The following is a 17,240-nucleotide window of genomic DNA, read 5'->3' as shown; positions in this document are numbered from 1 at the left end:
TGGGGCCCGTAAATTTGTGAGCCGAAGTGTTCGCGTAATTCCCTCTTTACCTATGCAATCAGCACCCGCAGCTCCTGCCCCCGCCGCCCCGCGGCCCAAACACAAAGGGTCGGCCCAGCTTTTCGAAAACCCGCTGCTCGAGCGGCTCTCGCACACCCACATTGCCTGGCCAGTGGGCATTTTCGCCGCCACTACGCTGCTGAGCCTGTACTACGGCTTCACCCACGGCTTTCTGTCGGGGCTCTCGGCGCTGGGGTTGTTTTTAGGCGGGCTGCTCCTGTTCACGCTCGTCGAGTACGCGGTGCACCGCTACCTCTACCACTTGCCGGCCACCACGCCGCGCAAGGCCAAGTTTCAGTACACGATGCACGGCGTGCACCACGAGTTCCCGAAGGACAAGACGCGGCTGGCCATGCCGCCCATCGTCACGGTGTTCGTAGCGTCGCTGCTGTTTTTCATTTTCCGGCTCGTGTTTGGTAGTTGGGCATTTGGCATTTTGGCTGGCTTCACGTTCGGCTACGCTTCGTACCTGTTTGTGCACTACGCCATTCACGCGTATTCGCCCCCCAAAAACTTCCTCAAGGTGTGGTGGACGCACCACAGCCAGCACCATTACCGGCAAGACGAGGTGGCCTTTGGCGTGAGCAGCACCCTCTGGGACCACATCATCGGCACCATGCCCAAGGCCCGCCAGGGCGAGTAGGGCCCCCGGCCCAGCCACAGAAAAGCGGCGCTTCCCAGCTGGGGAAGCGCCGCTTTTTTGTGGGTTACGAGTTGTCAAGTTGCTAGCTATCAATAGTTAGCTGGCAACTGACAACCAGCAACTGCTAACTAACGAAGCAATTTCTCGGGGCCCTAGGCGTTGTTGCCCCCGCCGCCGATGTTTCTGATAACGAAGATAACTAAGGCGATAACGAGCACCACGCCGATGATGCCCGTGTAGGCCCCGCCCTTAAAAATGCCGGCAATAGCGTCGGAGCTACTCAGGAAAGATGTGAGAACGCCAGGCAACAGGAACAGGGAAAACTGAAGGGGACGCATGGCGCTAAGGAGTGAAAGAAGGAGGGCACTAGCGCATCTGGCTCATCATAATGCTGTTACCATCGGCAAAAGGTTGAGCCTGGGGGCCCTACCAACTGCCGCTGGCGCCGCCGCCGCCGCTGTCGCCGCCCCCAAACCCGCCGAAGCCACCGCCACCTCCTCCGCCAAAGCCGCCGCCCCCGCCGCCAAAGCCCCCGCCGCCGCCAAAGCCGCCCAACCCTCCAAAGAGAATGGGCCCGAACCCGCCGCTGCGGCCACCCCCGCCGCCACCGCCGCGGCGGCTAATCTGGATGAAGATGAAAATAGCAATCAGGATGACGACGATCAGGCCGAAGCCGGGGCCCCCGCCGCCTTGGCCGCGGTCTTGCGCCTCGGCCGGGTTGGCCTTGTACTCGCCGCGGGCCAGGGCAATGAGCTGGTCGGTGCCGCGGTCGAGGCCGGCATAGTACTGGTTTTGCTTAAAGGCCGGCACCAGCGTGTTGCTGATGATGCGCTTGGCCAGGGCGTCGGGCACGGCTCCTTCCAGGCCCCGGCCGGTTTGGATGCGGGCGGCGTGCTCCTGCTGCGCCACCAGCACCAAAATGCCGTTGTTCTGGCCCTTCTGGCCAATGCCCCAGGCCCGGTACAGCTGCTGGGCATAGTCGGCAATCTCGTTGCCGCCCAGGTTGGGCACGGTCACAACGGCGATTTGCGACGAGGTGCTGTCGTTGTAGGCCACCAGTTTTTGCTCCAGGGCGTCGGCTTCCTGGGGTTGCATCAGGTGGGCCAGGTCGTTGACGAGGCGCGGCGGATCGGGGCGCGCGGGCAGGCCCTGGGCCAGGGCCCCGGCGGCAGCCAGCACAGCCAGCAGCAGCACGCCCAGCACGCGCCGCAGCCAAGGCTGCCTGGCGACCACTTGCAGGCAAGGGGCCCAGCTCATGAGCGGGGCGACGGCTCATCGCCGCCAATGGAGATGCTGTCGTCCAGCTCGTTCTGGTCGGTGGCCGCGTCGTAGGGGAAATAACGCTTCAGCTGCTCGCCCACTTGGCGGATGCCGTGCTCAAGGCCGGCCACGTACTTCTCCTGCCGGAAATCGCGGAGCACGGCCTCCTTGGTCGCCTCCCAAAAATCGTCGGGCACCACCGAGTTGATGCCCACATCGCCGGCAATGGCGAACTGGCGGCTGGTCCAGGCCAGGTAAAACAGCACGCCGTTGCGCTGGGCGGTGCGGTGCATGCCCAGCTCGCCAAACACCTGCGCCGCCCGGTCGAGGGGCTCGGGCGTGGGGCAGGTGTCTTCCAAATGCACCCGGATTTCGCCCGACGTGGTGACCTCCGCCTGCCGGATGGCCGCCACTAGGGCCGCGTCCTGCGCGGGGGTGAGGGGAGATTTCATAGCTTATCAGTTAACAATTAACAGTGAGCAGTGAACAGTTTGCCGGCGGGCAATCGTGCTGCCCGGCTTACTAACTGTTCGCTCTCACTGCTCACTGATAATTTAGAACTGCACCGTGGGGGCCTTACTGGCGGCGGCATCTGCCTCGAAGTAGGGCTTCTCTTTGAAGCCGAACATGTTGGCAAACAAGTTGTTCGGGAACGAACGGGTGAAGGTATTGTAGTCGGTGGTGGAGGTATTGAAGTCGTTGCGGGCTACGTTTATGCGGTTTTCGGTGCCTTCAATCTGAGCTTGCAGCTCCTGAAAGTTAGCGTTGGCCTTCAGCTCGGGGTAGTTTTCCGACACGGCCAACAGGCGGCCCAGGCCGGAGGATAGCTGGCTTTGGGCGGCCTGGAATTTCTGGATGTTTTCGGGCGTCAGCTGGTCGGCGTTCAACTGCACGCTGGTGGCCTTGGCGCGGGCCTCGATAACGCCCTCCAGGGTCGATTTCTCGAAGTTGGCGGCCCCCTTCACGGTGTTCACCAGGTTGGGAATCAGGTCGGAGCGGCGCTGGTAGGCGCTTTGCACAGCGGCCCACTTATTTTTCACTTCCTGGTCGCGGGTGACCATGCCGTTGTAGCCACACGACGATTGCGAGAGCAGGATAACAAAGCCGGCGAAGTAGAGGAGGAGGCGTTTCATGAGGAAAGCGGGTGAGGTGAAAGAGGGTGAAGACGAAAGAAAGTGGCGCGGGGCCCAACCGGACGGGCCCCAGGCCGGTTGAGGCCAGCGGCAGGGCCCCATACGCAACCGTGGCCCAGTGGTTGTTTGCCAGCCGGGGCCGTACTTGCGGGCCAGTGAAGCTGCAAGTACGGCCGGTTTCCTCATTTTTACTTTCTCCCGCTGTGAAAGCCATCATTCCCGTTGCCGGCATTGGCTCGCGCCTGCGCCCCCACACCCACACCCAGCCCAAAAGCCTGGTGCCAGTGGCCGGCAACACCATCCTGGGCCACATCATCGACCGCCTGACGGCCGCCGGCCTCACCGAGTTCGTGTTCGTGGTGGGCTACCTCGGCGACAAGGTGGTGAGCTACGTGCGCCGCCACTACCCCGACTTGAAAGCCACATTTGTGCTGCAAGAGCCCCGCGAGGGCCTGGGCCACGCCCTGTGGCTGGCGCGCGACACGTTCCGGCACGACCCCGACGGGGTGCTGATTTTGCTCGGCGACACCATTGTGGACGTGGACCTGCCCGCCCTGCTGGCCACGCCGGGCACGGTGCTGGCCGTGAAGGAAGTGAAAACGCCCTCGCTTTTCGGCCTGGTGGAAACGGGCCCCGGGGGCCGCGTGCGCAAAGTGGTGGAGAAGCCCACCATCCCCAAGTCCAACTTTGCCTTGGTGGGCCTCTACAAGCTGGCCGACGCAGGAAAATTGGCGGAGGCCCTGGAGTGGCTCATTGCCAGCAACGTGCGCACCCACGGCGAGTACCAGCTCACCGACGCCCTGATGCACCTCATCGAGGAGGGCGAGGAGATGACCACGGCCGCCGTGGACAACTGGTTCGACTGCGGCCGCAAAGACACCCTGCTCGAAGCCAACGCCCGCCTGCTCAACCGCCCCGAGTTCCTGGAGCCGCGCGACTACTCCGAGTTCGTGGGCACGGTCATCATCCCACCCGTTAGCATCGGGCCCGGCTGCCGCATCGAGAACTCCATCATCGGCCCCAACGTGGCCATCGGCGACAAAACCATCGTCGAGCACACCATCATTAGCAACTCCATCATCGGCTCGTACTCCGAGCTGCGCTCGGCCGTGATGCACGACTGCATCGTAGGCTCCGACGCTTCGTTCCGGGGCCTCAACCACAGCCTCAACATCGGCGATAACACCGAAATTGACTACAGCTAGGGACCCGGGGGCCCTATAACAGCGCCCGCGAGCAACCACTTTTCTTGTGGCGAGGTATTAATGCCCAATATTTTAGCTAAGCAAACTGGTCAAAGCTGTTATTGAGCAACAGTTGGAGAGGCTGTTCCGTTAGTTGACTTAAATCAAGATTTTGTTGTTTCAAAGAATCTGAGTGGTAGCTTGTTGCGTTAAAAATCAATTTTTACCCCCAATCCGCCGCCACTTTGGTCAAATTCGACACACTCTCTATTGTGGTGCCCGTTTACAACGAGGCCCGCACCATCCACCAAATCCTGGACTTGCTGCGCGAACTGCAGCTCCTCAACGGCATTGGCAAGGAGATTATTCTGGTAGACGACTGCTCGACCGACGACTCGGCGGCGGCCATCAACGCCTACGCGGCGCGCTACCCCGGCCTGGGCCTGCGCCTGCTCGCCCACCCCGTGAACCAAGGCAAGGGCGCGGCCCTGCGCACGGGCCTGCGGGCGGCCACCGGCGACTACGTCATCGTGCAGGACGCGGATTTGGAGTACGACCCGGAGGAATACAACTTGCTGCTGAAGCCCATTCTGAAGGGTTTTGCCGACGTGGTGTTCGGCTCGCGTTTTTTGGGCGGCAACCCACACCGCATCCTGTTTTTCTGGCACAGCATCGGCAACTACTGGCTCACGGTATTCTCCAACATGACCACCGACCTGAACCTGACGGACATGGAAACGTGCTACAAGCTGTTTCGGCGCGACATTATTCAGGGCCTCGACCTGAAGAAAAACCGCTTCGGCTTCGAGCCCGAAGTGACGGCCAAGGTGGCGCGGGTGCCGGGCGTGCGCCTCTACGAAGTGGGCATCAGCTACTACGGCCGCACCTACGCCGAGGGGAAAAAGATTGGCTGGCGCGACGGTTTCCGGGCCATCTACTGCATCCTCAAGTACGGCCTGCTCAAGGCCTAGCCCATGGCAAGCGCTGGTTTGGGGCCCCAGCGGGCCTTCGCGGGCCGGTCGGGGTGGTGGTGGCTGGCGCTGGGGGCCCTGCTGGTGGGCGCGGGGCTGCGGCTGTGGCAGTGGGCGCTGGGCACCACGTTTTTCATGGACGAGCTAGCCGTGCTGCACAACGTAGCCACTCGCTCGGCTAGCCAGCTGGTGCGACAGCCCCTGGCCGAGGCCCAAGTGGCCCCGCCGCTGTTCCTGCTGCTGGAAAAAGCCTGCCTCACGTGGCTGGGCCACTCGGAGCAGGCGCTGCGCCTGCCCGCGTTGCTGGCGTCGCTGGCGGCGCTGCCGCTGCTGTGGGCCGTGGCCCGGCGCGTGCTCGACGAGCGGGTGGTGCCGCTGGTGCTGCTCACGGTGGCCGTCGGGTTCACTTTCGTGTTCTACAGCAACCAGGCAAAGCAATACGCGGGCGACGTGGCGGCCGCCCTGCTGGTGCTGTGGCTGGCGCTGCGCCTGCGCGACGCGCCGGGCCCCCCGCCCCGCTTTCGGGCCCTGGCGGCGGCAATTGGCCTGGTGCTGCCTTTTTATTCGCAGGCTTCGTTGCTGGTGCTGAGCGGCTGCGGTGGGGCCCTGGTGCTGTTGGCCGCCCTTGATGCCGGCCGGCCGCGGCTGCACGCCACCGGGGCTGTGGTGGCGGCCTGGGCCCTGGGCAGCGGCGCGAGCCTGTGGCTGGCCCAGTCCCTGCTGCGCCCCATCGACCGCGCCTTCATGCATTTTTTCTGGCGCGAAGGGTTCCTGCCCCTCACATCCCGCCTGCCCGTGGTGCTGGCCGGCGAGCTGACGGAGCGCTGGGCCAACGGCCTGGGGTGGCCGCATCCGGCCATCCTCTGGGTGGTGGGGGGCGCGGTGGGCGCCGGGCTGCTGTGGTGGCAGCGGCGCGAAGCGGCACTGCTGCTGCTGGCGCCCTGGCTGCTGGCCGCGGTGGCCTCGGCCCTGCGGCAATTTCCGTTGCGCATGCGCCTGATGGATTTCCTGGTGCCCACGCTGGTTATCTTTCTCTTCGCCGCCTTGCAGGAAGTGGTGCGCGGAGCCTGGCGCCGGGGCCGGCCGCTGGGCGTGGCCGCGCTGGTACTCTGCGCCGCGCCCATCGGCTACAGCACCACCCGGCACAATTTGCCGCCCTTCAGCGTCGAAGACGTGGAGCCCTTGTTTGCCCAACTGGCGCGGGTGCGGCGCCCCACCGACGCGGTTTATGTGTACTACGGCGCGGGCCAGGCGCTGCGCTGGTACGGGCCCCGGTACGGCCTAGGGCCGGGCCGGGCCGTGCTGGGCCACTGCTACCGCCACCTGCCCGGGGCCGAGCGCCACTACCTGGCCGAGGCCGACGCCTTCCGGGGGCGGCGGGTGTGGCTGGTGATGGTGCACTTCGACCCGTACGAATCGCAGGTGCTGAATGCGTACCTGGGCAGCATCGGCCGCCGGGGCCCCAGCCTGCGCGTAGCCCAGCGAATGCCCGACGAATCGGTGGGCTACCCCGTGGTGTACGCCCAGCGCTACGACTTGACCGATGCCAAGCGAGCGGCCCGCTTTGCGGCGTCTACGTTTCCGTTGCCGCCGGCCCCGCTGCGGCCCGCCAACGAAATCTGCTGGAGCTGCTATGGCCCACAGGTCATCGGCGGGGGCCAGTAGGCCGGCCGCGCTAGGCCCCGGCCGGCGGCAGGTGCAGCTGCGCCACCGCCTGGTCCACCAGGGTTGCGGGCGGCGCGTCGTCGGTGAGGCGCAGGCCGTAGGTTGGCTTTTCGAGCGTGGCCAGTTGCGAGTCGAGCATGTCGGCCTTCATGTAGTGGCCCTGGCGGGCGGCCAGGCGGGCGCGCAGCACTTCCACGTCGGTGTCGAGAAATACCCAGCTGAGGGGGGCCCCGGCGCCGGCCTGCAAGGTTTGGCGGTAGGCTTCCTTCAGCGCCGAGCAGGCCAGCACGGCCCCGCCAGCCGCGCGCCACTGGCCCAGGTTGGCGGCCAGGGTGGCCAGCCAGCCGGCCCGGTCTTCGTCGGTGAGGGGGTAGCCGGCGGCCATCTTGGCCACGTTGGCGGCCGGGTGAAAATCGTCGCCGTCGTAAAACGGCAGGCCTAAGCGGGCGGCCAGCAGCTGGCCCACGGTGGTTTTGCCGCTGCCCGAGACGCCCATGACAATGATGAGGGGTGGGTTCATGGCCCTAACTAACGCCGTTGGTTGAGCTTGGGTTGGCGCGCCGGGCGCGGGCCCGGGATTATTTCACGGTTTGCCATAAGAGCGGCCGAGCGGCCGCGGGGCCCTGGCCGGATTAGGGCCGTGCGGTTCGAGCCGCGTTTTTTACCGTTCGGCAGGCGCGGGGGCCGCTCGCGGGGCGCGGCGTTGGGGCCCCGGGGGCGGGCCGGTAGGTTTGGGCCATTCTTTCACCACCCCAGCCACTTCACTGCCATGCGCACCGCTTTATTTACCCGTTATTTTTCGGTAGCCGCCCTAGGGCTCGCCACGGCCGCTGCCCACCCGGCCCCCGCCCAACCCGCCGCCGCGCCCATCGCCAACGCCGCCGCGCTGGTGGCTCCCGCGGTCCACCCTGCCTTTACGGTGCGCGTGGTGGGGCAGGGCCGGCCGGTGCTGCTCATTCCGGGCCTGACGTGCCCCGGCGCGGTGTGGGACGAAACGGTGGCCCGCTACCAGGGCCGCTACCAGTGCCACGTGGTGTCGCTGGCGGGCTTTGGCGGGGTGGGGCCCCAGCAGCCGGTGCCACCGGCGCTGCTGCTGGGGGCCCGCGACCAGCTGCTGGCCTACGTGAAGGCGCAAAAGCTGGGCCGGCCCGTCGTCATCGGCCACAGCCTGGGCGGCTTCCTGGCCCTGTGGATGGCCGCCACCGACCCCGGGGCCCTGGGCCCGCTCGAGATTGTGGATTCGCTGCCCTTTTTGTCGGCTATCCAAAACCCCGCCGCCACCGCCGAAACTGCCCGCCCGCAGGCCGAGCAAATGCGCCAGCAGGTGCGCCAGGGCCGCCTCACGCCGGCCGCCGAGCGTCAGCTGGTGGCCGCGCTCGTCACCGATTCGGCCCGCATCGCGCAGGTGGCGCGCTGGGGCCTGGCCTCCGACCCCGGCACCGTGGCCCAGGCCATGTACGACCTGTACACCACCGACCTGCGGGCCGACCTGGCGCGCATCCAGCAGCCGGTGATGGTGCTGGGCTCGTGGGCCGGCTACCGGCAGTACGGAGCCACCAAGGAGAGCACCCGTGCCATCTTCGCCCAGCAGTACGCCCGGCTGCCGCAGGCGCGCATCGAGCTGTCCGATACTGGCCGTCACTTCCTGATGTACGACGACCCGCAGTGGTTCTTCGCCCAAACCGACGGTTTTTTGCAGCAGCCGGGCGTGGTTAAAAAATAGGGCCCCGGGCGTCCCGGCACCTTTTCTTTCTCAGCTAAAAAACTCTTTCCCATGCACGCGCACGACTTGACGGCCCTGAAGCTGGAACTTTCGGTGAAGGCCAAAAACGGGGTCGACTTTATTGCGGCCGCCACGCTGCTCTGGGTGGCCATTGCCTTCGTGTGGGCGCAGCCCACCAGCCCGGCCCACCGCGGGTTTCTCACCTTTTGCCTTAGCGGGCTGATGCTGCCGCTGGCGTTCGGGTTCTCCAAGGTTTTCCGCACCACGTGGACCATCCCGGGTAACCCGTTGCAGCCGCTGGGGCTGTGGCTGAACGTGGCCCAGCTGTTTTATTTCCCTTTTCTGGTGTTCATTTACCTGCGGCAGCCGGCGTACTTCATCCTCGTGTACGGCGTCATCACGGGGGCCCACTTGTTCCCCTACGCCTGGTTTTACCACGAAAAAGCCTTCGCCGTGCTGGCGGGCGTCATGGCCATCGGCTGCCTGGTCATCGGGCTGAACACCAGCGTAGCGACGCTGTACTACCTCCCGGTGTTCATGGCGGGGGCCCTGGCGGTGCTGGGCGTAATGCTGTTCGCATCGTACCAAAAACGGGCGGCCCAACTCCCGTTGGGGGCCCCGGCCATTGCCTGATTTCCGCTTTTCTCACGTCACTTAGCGCGCCCCGTGTCCCTTTCCCGCCGACGGCTTTATTGGGTATTGCAGGTGGCCGGCTGGGCGCTGTACGGGGCCCTGGGGCTGCTGCTGATTCACTTATTTGCCTTCGCGGTGGCCATCACCTGGCACCTGGTGGCCATTCAGGTGGCGATGGTGGCGGTGCTGCTGCTCACCAGCCACGGGCTGCGCACGCTGTTTGGGCGGCGCGGCTGGCGGCGGCTGGGCCTGGGCGGGCTGCTGTGGCGCCTGGCGCTGGCCAACGGCGCGGCCGCCCTGGGCAGCCAGCTGGTGCTGGGGGCCCTCATTGCGCTCGTCATCCGGCCGCCGGCCAGCCTGGGCGGCCTGGCGGGCGGCAGCCAGTTTGTGGGCTACGTGCTGCAAACCTATTTCGTGCTCTGGCTGTGGACGGCCTGCTACTTCGGCCTGCACTACCTCGACCGCTACAAACAGGCCGAGGTGGACCGCTGGAAGCTGGCCGCCGCCGCCCGCGAGGCCGAGCTGCGCACGCTGCAAGCCCAGCTCAACCCGCACTTTTTGTTCAATGGGCTGAACAACATTAGGGCCCTGGTGATGGAAGACCCCGCCCGCGCCCGCGCCATGATGACGCACCTGGCCGAGCTGCTGCGCTACACCATGCAGCGCAACGGCACCGCGCAGGTGCCGCTGGCCACCGAGCTGGAAATCGTGGACAACTACCTCCAGCTCGAAGCCTTGCAGCTCGAAGAGCGCCTGCGCTACTCGCTCGACGTGGCCCCCGACGCCCTGCCCCTGCTGCTGCCGCCCATGACGCTGCAACTGCTGGTCGAAAACGCCATCAAGCACGGGCTGGCCCCGCGGCCGGCCGGCGGCTTGCTCAGCCTCAGCGCCCGTAGGGCCCCGGCCGACGGCAGCCTGTGCATTGCCGTGCGCAACACCGGCGTATACCAGCCCCGCCCCGGCCACCCCGGCGTGGGCGTGCGCAACGTGCAGGAGCGCCTGCACCTGCTGTTTGGGCCGGCCGCGGCCTTTGCCATCGGCCCCGACCCGCTGCTGCCCGACACCGTGCTGGCCGAGCTGCGCCTGCCCGCGCCCGCTCTTCAACCCCTTGCTGATGAACGCTCTGCTGATTGACGACTCGCGCCTGGCCCGCACCGAGCTGCGCCACCTGCTGCGCGCCTTCCCCGACGTGGCGGTGGTGGGCGAGGCCCGCCACGCCGACGAGGCCCGCCAGCAAATTGCCGCCCTGCGGCCCGACGTGCTGTTTCTCGACATCCACATGCCCGGCGAAACGGGGTTCGAGCTGCTGGCTTCGCTGGAAGGGCCGGCTCCGCGCGTTATTTTCACCACTGCTTACGACCAGTACGCCCTGCAAGCCTTTGAGGTCAACGCCCTGGACTACTTGCTGAAGCCGGTGAGCGAAACCCGGCTGGCGGCGGCGCTGGCCAAAATCCGGGCGCTGGCCGGGGCTGTTGGGGCCCCGGCGGCCGCGCCCGAGCCGGCGCTGCCCGCCCTCGCGGCCCACGACCAGGTGTTTGTGAAGGACGGCGAGCGGTGCTGGTTTGTGCGCCTAGCCGACATCCGGCTGTTCGAAATCAGCGGCAGCGCCACGCGGGTGTACTTCGAGCAGCACCGGCCGCTCATCCCGCGCAGCTTGCAGCAGCTGGAGGCCCGCCTCGACCCCAAGGTTTTTTTCCGGGCCAACCGCCAGCAAATCATCAACCTGCACTGGGTGGCCGGCATCGCGCCCTGGTTCAGCAACACGCTCAAAATCAGCCTCCGCGAGGGCCCCGACGTGGAAGTATCGCGCAGCCAGTCGGGCCTGTTCCGCGAATTGATGAGCCTATGAGCCGGCGCACAATGTAGCGTGGCCGCGCTACCCGTGGGGCCTAAGCCATTTCTAACCCGGCGCTGGCTGGCGTACTTTGCAGCTATTACCCGCCGTTTGCTCCGCATGATGTTTCGCCGATTTTCGCTCCTGCTTGCTTTGCCGCTGAGCTTACTCACCGCCCGGCCCGCGCCGGCCCAAACGCCCCTGGGCCAGCCCTCGCTTGACGAGGCCAAGGTGCAGATTTGGTGCGCCACGGCCCGCTTCGTGTACGACGACGCCGGCCGCGCTGGCCTCAAAAGAACCGTGCGCTGCGCCGGCGCCGATTTGCCCGCCCTGGCCGCCAGCCTGCGGCCCGACAGCCTGCGCGTGTTCAGCCTGCTCTACCAGCCCATCGAGAGCCGGGGCGCTATTTACCAAGGCAAAAAAACCACCGGCGCCCGGCTGGGGGCCCTGGTGAAGTCCATTGTGCAGAAACTGAAGGCCTCCCCCGCCCGCCGCCGCGACCCCGCCCGCCTGGCCCGCCTGCAAGCCCTCGAAACGGCCCTCACCAACTACGTGGCCAGCGGCACGCCCCTCGGCGACGTGCCCGCCGCCATGGTGCCCGCCACCGCCGACACCACCGCCACCGCCGGCAACGGGGCCCCCGGCCCCGCCGAAGCCGCTGAGGCCCAGGCCGTGCGCGACGCCAACCCCGGGGCCCTAACGCCGCCTGGCGCGGCCGCGCCGTCGGCCACGGCCAGCCTGCTCGACCGCTTCGCCGCACCCCTGGCCCTCATTTTGGGCATTCTCAGCCTGGTGCTGTACGTTATGCTGCGCATCAGCCTGGGGCAGTGGCGGCGGCAGCAGCGCCGCGAAACCCTGAGCGCCACCCACGCCGCCGCCGCCGCTAAAACCGCCGCCGAGCAAGCCGCCGCCGCCGTGGCCGACGCCACCGCCCGCGTGAAGCGCGCCGAGGCCCTGGTACTGGCCGCCGGGGCCCCCAGCGAAACCCCCGCCCCGCCCGCCGCCGCCGAACTCCTCACCCCCACCCAGCGCCTGGAAGTGGAGCGCCTTGTAAGCCAGCGCGTGGACGAGGAAATGGACTGGCTCCGCGGCCAGCTGCCCGGGCTGCTGGCCGCCGCCGCTGGGGCCCCGCCGGCGCCGAACACGGCGGAGTAGCCAGCTGCCGGGGAACGTCACGGGGCCCTTGGCAGCCGAATATTATATATTTGAAAAATACTACCGCCCTTCGGCTCTTCCCTTTTCGTATGAACCCCACCCACACGCTGGCCCTGCTGGGGCTGCTGGTGGCCCCGGCCGCCTGCCGGGCCACCTCGCCACCCCGCAACACGCTGCCCAACCACCAGGCCCTCACCGAAATGACGGTGCCCGAGCCCGGCGACCCCACCCACGCCAAGCGCCCCCAATACGTGCCCCCCCTTGCCCCGAACCCGCCCTTGAAATACCCCGTTGCCCGCAAAACCGACCAGGTTGACGACTACTTCGGCACCAAAGTGCCCGACCCTTACCGCTGGCTCGAAAGCCTCGACACGCCCGAAACCAAGGCCTGGGTGACGGCCGAAAACGAGGTGACCTTCGGCTACCTGGGCCAGATTCCGTTCCGCGACAAAATCCGCGACCGGCTCACCAAGCTCTGGAACTACGAGCGCTACGGCGTGCCCGAGCAGGTGGGCGAGCGGCTGGTGTTCAGCAAAAACGACGGCCTGCAAAACCAGGCCGTGCTGTACGTGCAAACCGGCGCCGGCGAGCCCCAGGTGCTGCTTGACCCCAACAAGTTCTCGGCCGACGGCACCACGGCGCTGGCGGGCACGGCCTTCAGCAACGACCACCGCTACCTGGCCTACGCCACCAGCGGCGGCGGCTCGGACTGGCACCAGGTGAAAATCATGGACTTGACGACGAACAAAACCCTGCCCGAAACCCTGGATTGGGTGAAGGTGTCGGGCACGTCGTGGGTGAAAAACGGCTTCTACTACAGCCGCTACGACGCGCCCAAGGCCGGCGAAAACGGCCTGGCCGGCAAAAACGAGTTCCACAAGGTGTACTACCACCAGCTGAACACGCCCCAGAGCGCCGATAAGCTGGTGTACGAGGACAAGAAGATGGTGCTGGGCTTCCGCATGGCCGACGCCACGGAGGACGAGCGGTTCCTGATCTTGTCCTTGACCGATGGCAAGGCCGACGGCAGCCGCCTGCTGGTGCGCGACCTGCACGACCCCAAGCAGGCCGCCACCTGGGCCACGCTCATCCCCTCCTACGCGTCGCACAACCACGTGCTGGGCAACGTGGGCGGCGAAGTACTGGTGTACACCGACTACAAGGCGCCGCGCTTCCGGGTGGTGCGCATCGACCCAAAGAAGCCCCAGGAAGCCAACTGGCACGACGTGCTGCCCGAGGCCAAAGACAAGCTGGAGGACGTAAGCCAGGTGGGTGGGCACCTGGTGGCCACGTACTTGCACGACGCCAGCTCGCAGGTGAAGGTGTACGACGAAACGGGCAAGTTCCAGCACGACGTGGCACTACCCGCCATCGGCACGGCCAGCGGCTTCGGCGGCCGGCGCACCGACAAGACGGTGTACTACGCCTTCACGTCGTTTGCTTACCCGACCACGATTTACAAGTACGACCTGGCCACCAACGCCAGCACCGTGTTTAGGGCCCCCACGGTGGACGTGAACCCGGACGACTACCTGACCACCCAAATCTTCTACGCCAGCAAAGACGGCACGAAGATTCCGATGTTCATCGTCCACAAAAAAGGCGTGAAGCTGGACGGAAAAAACCCGACTTACCTCTACGCTTACGGCGGGTTCAACATCTCGCTGACGCCGAGCTTCTCGGTGGCGCGCATGCTGTGGCTGGAGAACGGCGGCGTGCTGGCCATCCCCAACCTGCGCGGCGGCGGCGAGTACGGCGAGGCCTGGCACCAGGCCGGCATGACGCCCCGCAAGCAAAACGTGTTCGACGACTTCATCGCCGCCGCCGAGTACCTGAAAATCAGCCAGTACACCGACTACGAGCACCTGGCCATTGCCGGCGGCTCGAACGGCGGCCTGCTGGTGGGCGCCGCCATGACGCAGCGCCCCGACCTGTGCAAAGTAGCCCTGCCCGCCGTGGGCGTGATGGACATGCTGCGCTACCAGGACTTCACCATCGGCTGGAACTGGGCCCCCGAGTACGGCACGAGCAAGGACGCCAAGCAGTTCGCGAATCTCTACAAGTTCTCGCCGCTGCACAACCTGAAGCCCGCCGCCTACCCCGCCACGATGGTGACCACCGCCGACCACGACGACCGCGTAGTGCCGGCCCACTCGTTCAAGTTTGCCGCCGCCCTGCAAGCCGCCAACACGGGCCCCAACCCCACCCTTATTCGGGTGGACGTGAACGCGGGCCACGGCGCGGGCAAGAGCACCAAGCTCCAAATCCAGGAGTGGGCCGACGTGTGGAGCTTCTGCTTCGCCAACATGAACGTGGCGCCGAACGTGAAATAAGTTGGTGCCCGGGGCCCCACCGGCCCAGCCGATTACGTAAAGCCACGTGCCGCCGCCCGGCAACCGTGCGTAACTTGCGGCCCCAAACTGCTCATCTCTTTACATGAAAAAGCTGCTGTTCCCCGGCCTGCTGGCCGCCGCCCTGGTTTCGCTCTCGCTCACCTCCTGCGGCTCGTCGGCCGACGCCACCAATGACGATGCCCGCGTGACGGCCCTGCCCCCGCTGCCCCCGGCCCCCGACTCGACCAAGGGCGCCAAGCAGCCCGACGTCCTGCGCGAGTTGAACTCGGTGAACGCCACCCAGGACATCAAGAAAATGCAGCCCCATATGTAATTGCCTTGCCATCAGGCGCTCATGAGCAGTGCACGATGCCGTTGAACGGTGTTGTGCACTGCTCATTTTTGTTTCCCATCAACCCACCCAGCGGGGCCCCAGCCCTATCTTCGCCGCTCTCCGACGACTGACTATGCCCGATTTCCCCGTTCTCCGCCGCGGCACCGCCGCCGACTTGCCTCAGGTGCTGGCCCTGATTCAGGAGCTGGCCGTGTACGAAAAAGCGCCCGACGCCGTGACCAACACCCTGGCCGAAATGCAGCGCGACGGGTTTGGGCCCCAGCCCATCTTCGGGTTTTTCGTGCTCGAAAACGCGGCGCAGCAGCTCATCGGCCTGGCCCTGTTCTACACCGCCTACTCCACCTGGAAGGGCCGGATGCTGTACCTCGAAGACTTAGTGATTACCGAAGCGGCGCGCCGCGGCGGCCTGGGCCGGCTGCTGTTCGACGCCGTGGTGGCCGAGGCCCGCGCCACTGGGGCCCACCGCATGAAGTGGCAGGTGCTGGATTGGAACGCGCCGGCCATTGGCTTCTACCAAAAGCTGGGGGCCCAAATTGAAACCGAGTGGCTGAACGGCAACCTCGACGCGGCCCAGCTGGCCGCCTACGCCGTGGGGCCCGCTGCGCAAGCGGCAGCCGCCAACTCCTTGCCCAGCTTTTAGCGCCGGGGCCCTACCTTGGGAGCGTTATGCCCCTGATTGCTAACGCCTCTACCCCCCGCCCCCGTATGAACCGACCCGGTATGCTCCGTTGGGCCCTGGCCCTGTGCACGTCTTTTTCGGCCGCGGCCCAGGCCCCCGCGCCGCCCGCCCCAGCCCTTACTCTGGACGTGGCCGCGGTGGACGCCGTGGTGGCGCACGCCATGCAAACCTTCAAGGTGCCGGGCATGGCGGTGGCCGTGGTGAAGGACGGGCAGGTGGTGCTGGCCAAGGGCTACGGGGTGCGCTCCCTCGCCACCAAGGCGCCGGTGGACGCCAACACGCTGTTCGGCATTGCCTCGAACACCAAGGCCTTTACCACGGCGGCCCTGGGCCTGCTGGTGGACGAGGGCAAGCTGCGCTGGGACGACAAGGTGACGGACTACATCCCCGAGTTCAAGCTGTACGACCCCTACGCGACGGCCGAGTTCACCGTGCGCGACTTGCTGTGCCACCGCAGCGGCCTGGGGCTGGGCGCGGGCGATTTGATGTTTTTCCCCGACTCGACCGACTTCACTACCAAGGACATCATCCACAACCTGCGCTACTTCAAGCCCATGTCGTCGTTCCGCACCAAGTTCGACTACGACAACAACTTGTACCTGGTGGCGGGCGAAGTGGTGGCGCGCATCAGCGGCCAGCCGTGGGCCGCTTTTGTGGAAACGCGCCTGCTGAAGCCGCTGGGCATGGCCCGCAGCGCCGCGGGCTTTTCGCGCCTGCCCGACGCCACCAACTTTATTGACGCCCACGCCGAGGTGGACGGCCAGGTACTGGTTATCCAGCGCGACCAGGGCCTGGTCACCGGTGCGGCGGGCGGCATCTACAGCAGCGTGAACGACTTGAGCAAGTGGGCCCTGATGCTGCTGGGCGGCCCGGGGCCCCAGCTCCGCTGCTGAAGCCGGCCACCCAGTTCGAGCTGTGGTCGCCCCAAACCATTCTGCGGGTGCGGGCCACGCCCACGCCCACGCCCTACAACACGCACTTCGGGGCCTACGGCCTGGGCTGGTTCTTGCGCGACGTGCGCGGCTTCAAGGAAGCGTCGCACACCGGCGGCCTGCCCGGCATGGTCACGCAGGTGGTGCTGGTGCCCGAGCAGCACCTGGGCATCATCGTGCTCACCAACCAGGAGAGCGGGCTCGCCTTCACGGCCGTCAACAACTTTATTGAGGACCAGTACCTTGGCCTGCCCGCACACGACCCCGTGGCGGAGCTAGCCGAGCGCGCCAAGGGCTACGTCGGCGGCTACGACCGCGACCTGGCCGCCGCCATGAAGCAGGTGGCCCTGGCCCAAAAAGCCGCCCCCAAGCGGCCCAACTACGCGCCCTTCTTGGGCCGCTACCACGACGCCTGGTTTGGCGACGTGACCCTCGCCGCCCAGGGGCCCCAGCTGTGGCTGCGGGCCGCCCGCTCGCCGCGCCTGGTGGGCCAGCTGCTGCCCTACCGCGGCAACACCTACGTGGTGCGCTGGCGCGACCGCACCTTCCACGCCGATGCCTTCGCCACCTTCACCCTCGACGAGCAAGGCAAGGCCACCAGCCTGAAAATGAAACCCGTATCGGAGGAAACTGATTTCAGCTACGACTTCCAGGACCTGGATTTGCAGCGCGTGCCGTAG

19 protein-coding genes are annotated in these 17,240 nt (G+C 66.5%); 14 read left to right on the top strand and 5 right to left on the bottom strand.

The features are described 5' to 3' along the window. The first annotated feature begins 52 nt into the window (after window positions 1-52). Window positions 53-703, top strand: coding sequence for a sterol desaturase family protein (locus AXW84_RS01040; RefSeq protein ID WP_068227463.1), 651 nt, complete (start codon window positions 53-55; stop codon window positions 701-703). A gap of 152 nt (window positions 704-855) precedes the next feature. Here the strand turns inward: AXW84_RS01040 and AXW84_RS01035 are convergent, their stop codons facing one another. The 4 genes from AXW84_RS01035 to AXW84_RS01020 form a co-directional block, all read right to left on the bottom strand. After that, on the bottom strand, window positions 856-1,041 hold the full coding sequence (locus AXW84_RS01035) for a hypothetical protein (RefSeq protein WP_068227461.1): 186 nt from the start codon (window positions 1,039-1,041) through the stop codon (window positions 856-858). 88 nt (window positions 1,042-1,129) lie between these two features. Beyond that, a complete protein-coding gene (locus tag AXW84_RS01030) occupies window positions 1,130-1,960 on the bottom strand; it encodes a TPM domain-containing protein (RefSeq protein ID WP_068227460.1) in 831 nt (276 codons plus the stop codon). Then, a complete protein-coding gene (locus tag AXW84_RS01025) occupies window positions 1,957-2,415 on the bottom strand; it encodes a TPM domain-containing protein (RefSeq protein WP_068227458.1) in 459 nt (152 codons plus the stop codon). The genes AXW84_RS01030 and AXW84_RS01025 overlap by 4 nt, the downstream gene beginning before the upstream one ends. 102 nt (window positions 2,416-2,517) lie before the next feature. Then, window positions 2,518-3,096 (bottom strand): LemA family protein, encoded by a 579-nt coding sequence (locus tag AXW84_RS01020; protein ID WP_082773614.1) that lies wholly within the window; start codon window positions 3,094-3,096, stop codon window positions 2,518-2,520. A 203-nt stretch (window positions 3,097-3,299) separates the two neighbouring features. Between AXW84_RS01020 and AXW84_RS01015 the strand changes: the two genes are divergently transcribed. The 3 genes from AXW84_RS01015 to AXW84_RS01005 all read left to right on the top strand — a co-directional run bounded on the left by AXW84_RS01015 (window position 3,300) and on the right by AXW84_RS01005 (window position 6,916). After that, window positions 3,300-4,301, top strand: coding sequence for a sugar phosphate nucleotidyltransferase (locus AXW84_RS01015; protein WP_068227455.1), 1,002 nt, complete (start codon window positions 3,300-3,302; stop codon window positions 4,299-4,301). 224 nt (window positions 4,302-4,525) lie between these two features. After that, window positions 4,526-5,251, top strand: a complete 726-nt coding sequence (locus tag AXW84_RS01010; RefSeq protein WP_068227453.1) for a glycosyltransferase family 2 protein — start codon at window positions 4,526-4,528, stop codon at window positions 5,249-5,251. Between the two features lie 3 nt (window positions 5,252-5,254). Next, window positions 5,255-6,916, top strand: a complete 1,662-nt coding sequence (locus tag AXW84_RS01005; RefSeq protein ID WP_082773613.1) for a glycosyltransferase family 39 protein — start codon at window positions 5,255-5,257, stop codon at window positions 6,914-6,916. A gap of 10 nt (window positions 6,917-6,926) precedes the next feature. Here AXW84_RS01005 and AXW84_RS01000 read toward each other — a convergent pair whose 3' ends face one another. Next, the gene (locus AXW84_RS01000) at window positions 6,927-7,436 is read right to left on the bottom strand and encodes a gluconokinase (protein ID WP_068227448.1); all 510 of its coding nucleotides are present in this window, start codon (window positions 7,434-7,436) and stop codon (window positions 6,927-6,929) included. Between the two features lie 249 nt (window positions 7,437-7,685). Between AXW84_RS01000 and AXW84_RS00995 the strand changes: the two genes are divergently transcribed. The 10 genes from AXW84_RS00995 to AXW84_RS26125 all read left to right on the top strand — a co-directional run bounded on the left by AXW84_RS00995 (window position 7,686) and on the right by AXW84_RS26125 (window position 17,240). Beyond that, window positions 7,686-8,639: an alpha/beta fold hydrolase gene (locus AXW84_RS00995; protein ID WP_068227447.1), complete on the top strand. Its 954-nt coding sequence runs from the start codon at window positions 7,686-7,688 to the stop codon at window positions 8,637-8,639. Between the two features lie 51 nt (window positions 8,640-8,690). After that, on the top strand, window positions 8,691-9,272 hold the full coding sequence (locus AXW84_RS00990; RefSeq protein ID WP_068227445.1) for a DUF7010 family protein: 582 nt from the start codon (window positions 8,691-8,693) through the stop codon (window positions 9,270-9,272). Window positions 9,273-9,305: 33 nt separating this feature from the next. Next, entirely contained in the window at window positions 9,306-10,406 is a 1,101-nt protein-coding gene (locus AXW84_RS00985) for a sensor histidine kinase (protein ID WP_071889714.1), read from the top strand. Next, window positions 10,387-11,121: a LytR/AlgR family response regulator transcription factor gene (locus AXW84_RS00980; RefSeq protein ID WP_068227441.1), complete on the top strand. Its 735-nt coding sequence runs from the start codon at window positions 10,387-10,389 to the stop codon at window positions 11,119-11,121. Before AXW84_RS00985 ends, AXW84_RS00980 begins: the two co-directional genes overlap by 20 nt. 105 nt (window positions 11,122-11,226) lie before the next feature. Beyond that, window positions 11,227-12,261, top strand: a complete 1,035-nt coding sequence (locus tag AXW84_RS00975; protein ID WP_068227439.1) for a hypothetical protein — start codon at window positions 11,227-11,229, stop codon at window positions 12,259-12,261. A gap of 89 nt (window positions 12,262-12,350) precedes the next feature. Then, entirely contained in the window at window positions 12,351-14,594 is a 2,244-nt protein-coding gene (locus AXW84_RS00970; RefSeq protein ID WP_236943214.1) for a prolyl oligopeptidase family serine peptidase, read from the top strand. Between the two features lie 103 nt (window positions 14,595-14,697). Further along, window positions 14,698-14,928 carry a hypothetical protein gene (locus tag AXW84_RS00965; RefSeq protein ID WP_068227437.1) on the top strand — a complete coding sequence of 77 codons (231 nt, stop codon included), beginning with the start codon at window positions 14,698-14,700 and terminating at the stop codon, window positions 14,926-14,928. A 133-nt stretch (window positions 14,929-15,061) separates the two neighbouring features. Further along, window positions 15,062-15,589, top strand: a complete 528-nt coding sequence (locus tag AXW84_RS00960) for a GNAT family N-acetyltransferase (RefSeq protein ID WP_068227435.1) — start codon at window positions 15,062-15,064, stop codon at window positions 15,587-15,589. A 65-nt stretch (window positions 15,590-15,654) separates the two neighbouring features. After that, a complete protein-coding gene (locus AXW84_RS25630) occupies window positions 15,655-16,521 on the top strand; it encodes a serine hydrolase domain-containing protein (protein WP_250636926.1) in 867 nt (288 codons plus the stop codon). Continuing rightward, on the top strand, window positions 16,473-17,240 hold the full coding sequence (locus AXW84_RS26125) for a DUF3471 domain-containing protein (RefSeq protein WP_068227431.1): 768 nt from the start codon (window positions 16,473-16,475) through the stop codon (window positions 17,238-17,240). The genes AXW84_RS25630 and AXW84_RS26125 overlap by 49 nt, the downstream gene beginning before the upstream one ends.

The organism is Hymenobacter sp. PAMC 26628, from assembly GCF_001562275.1.
Taxonomy (GTDB): domain Bacteria; phylum Bacteroidota; class Bacteroidia; order Cytophagales; family Hymenobacteraceae; genus Hymenobacter.
Note: the sequence above shows the minus strand (reverse complement) of the source record. Positions and strands in the feature narration are given on the sequence as shown.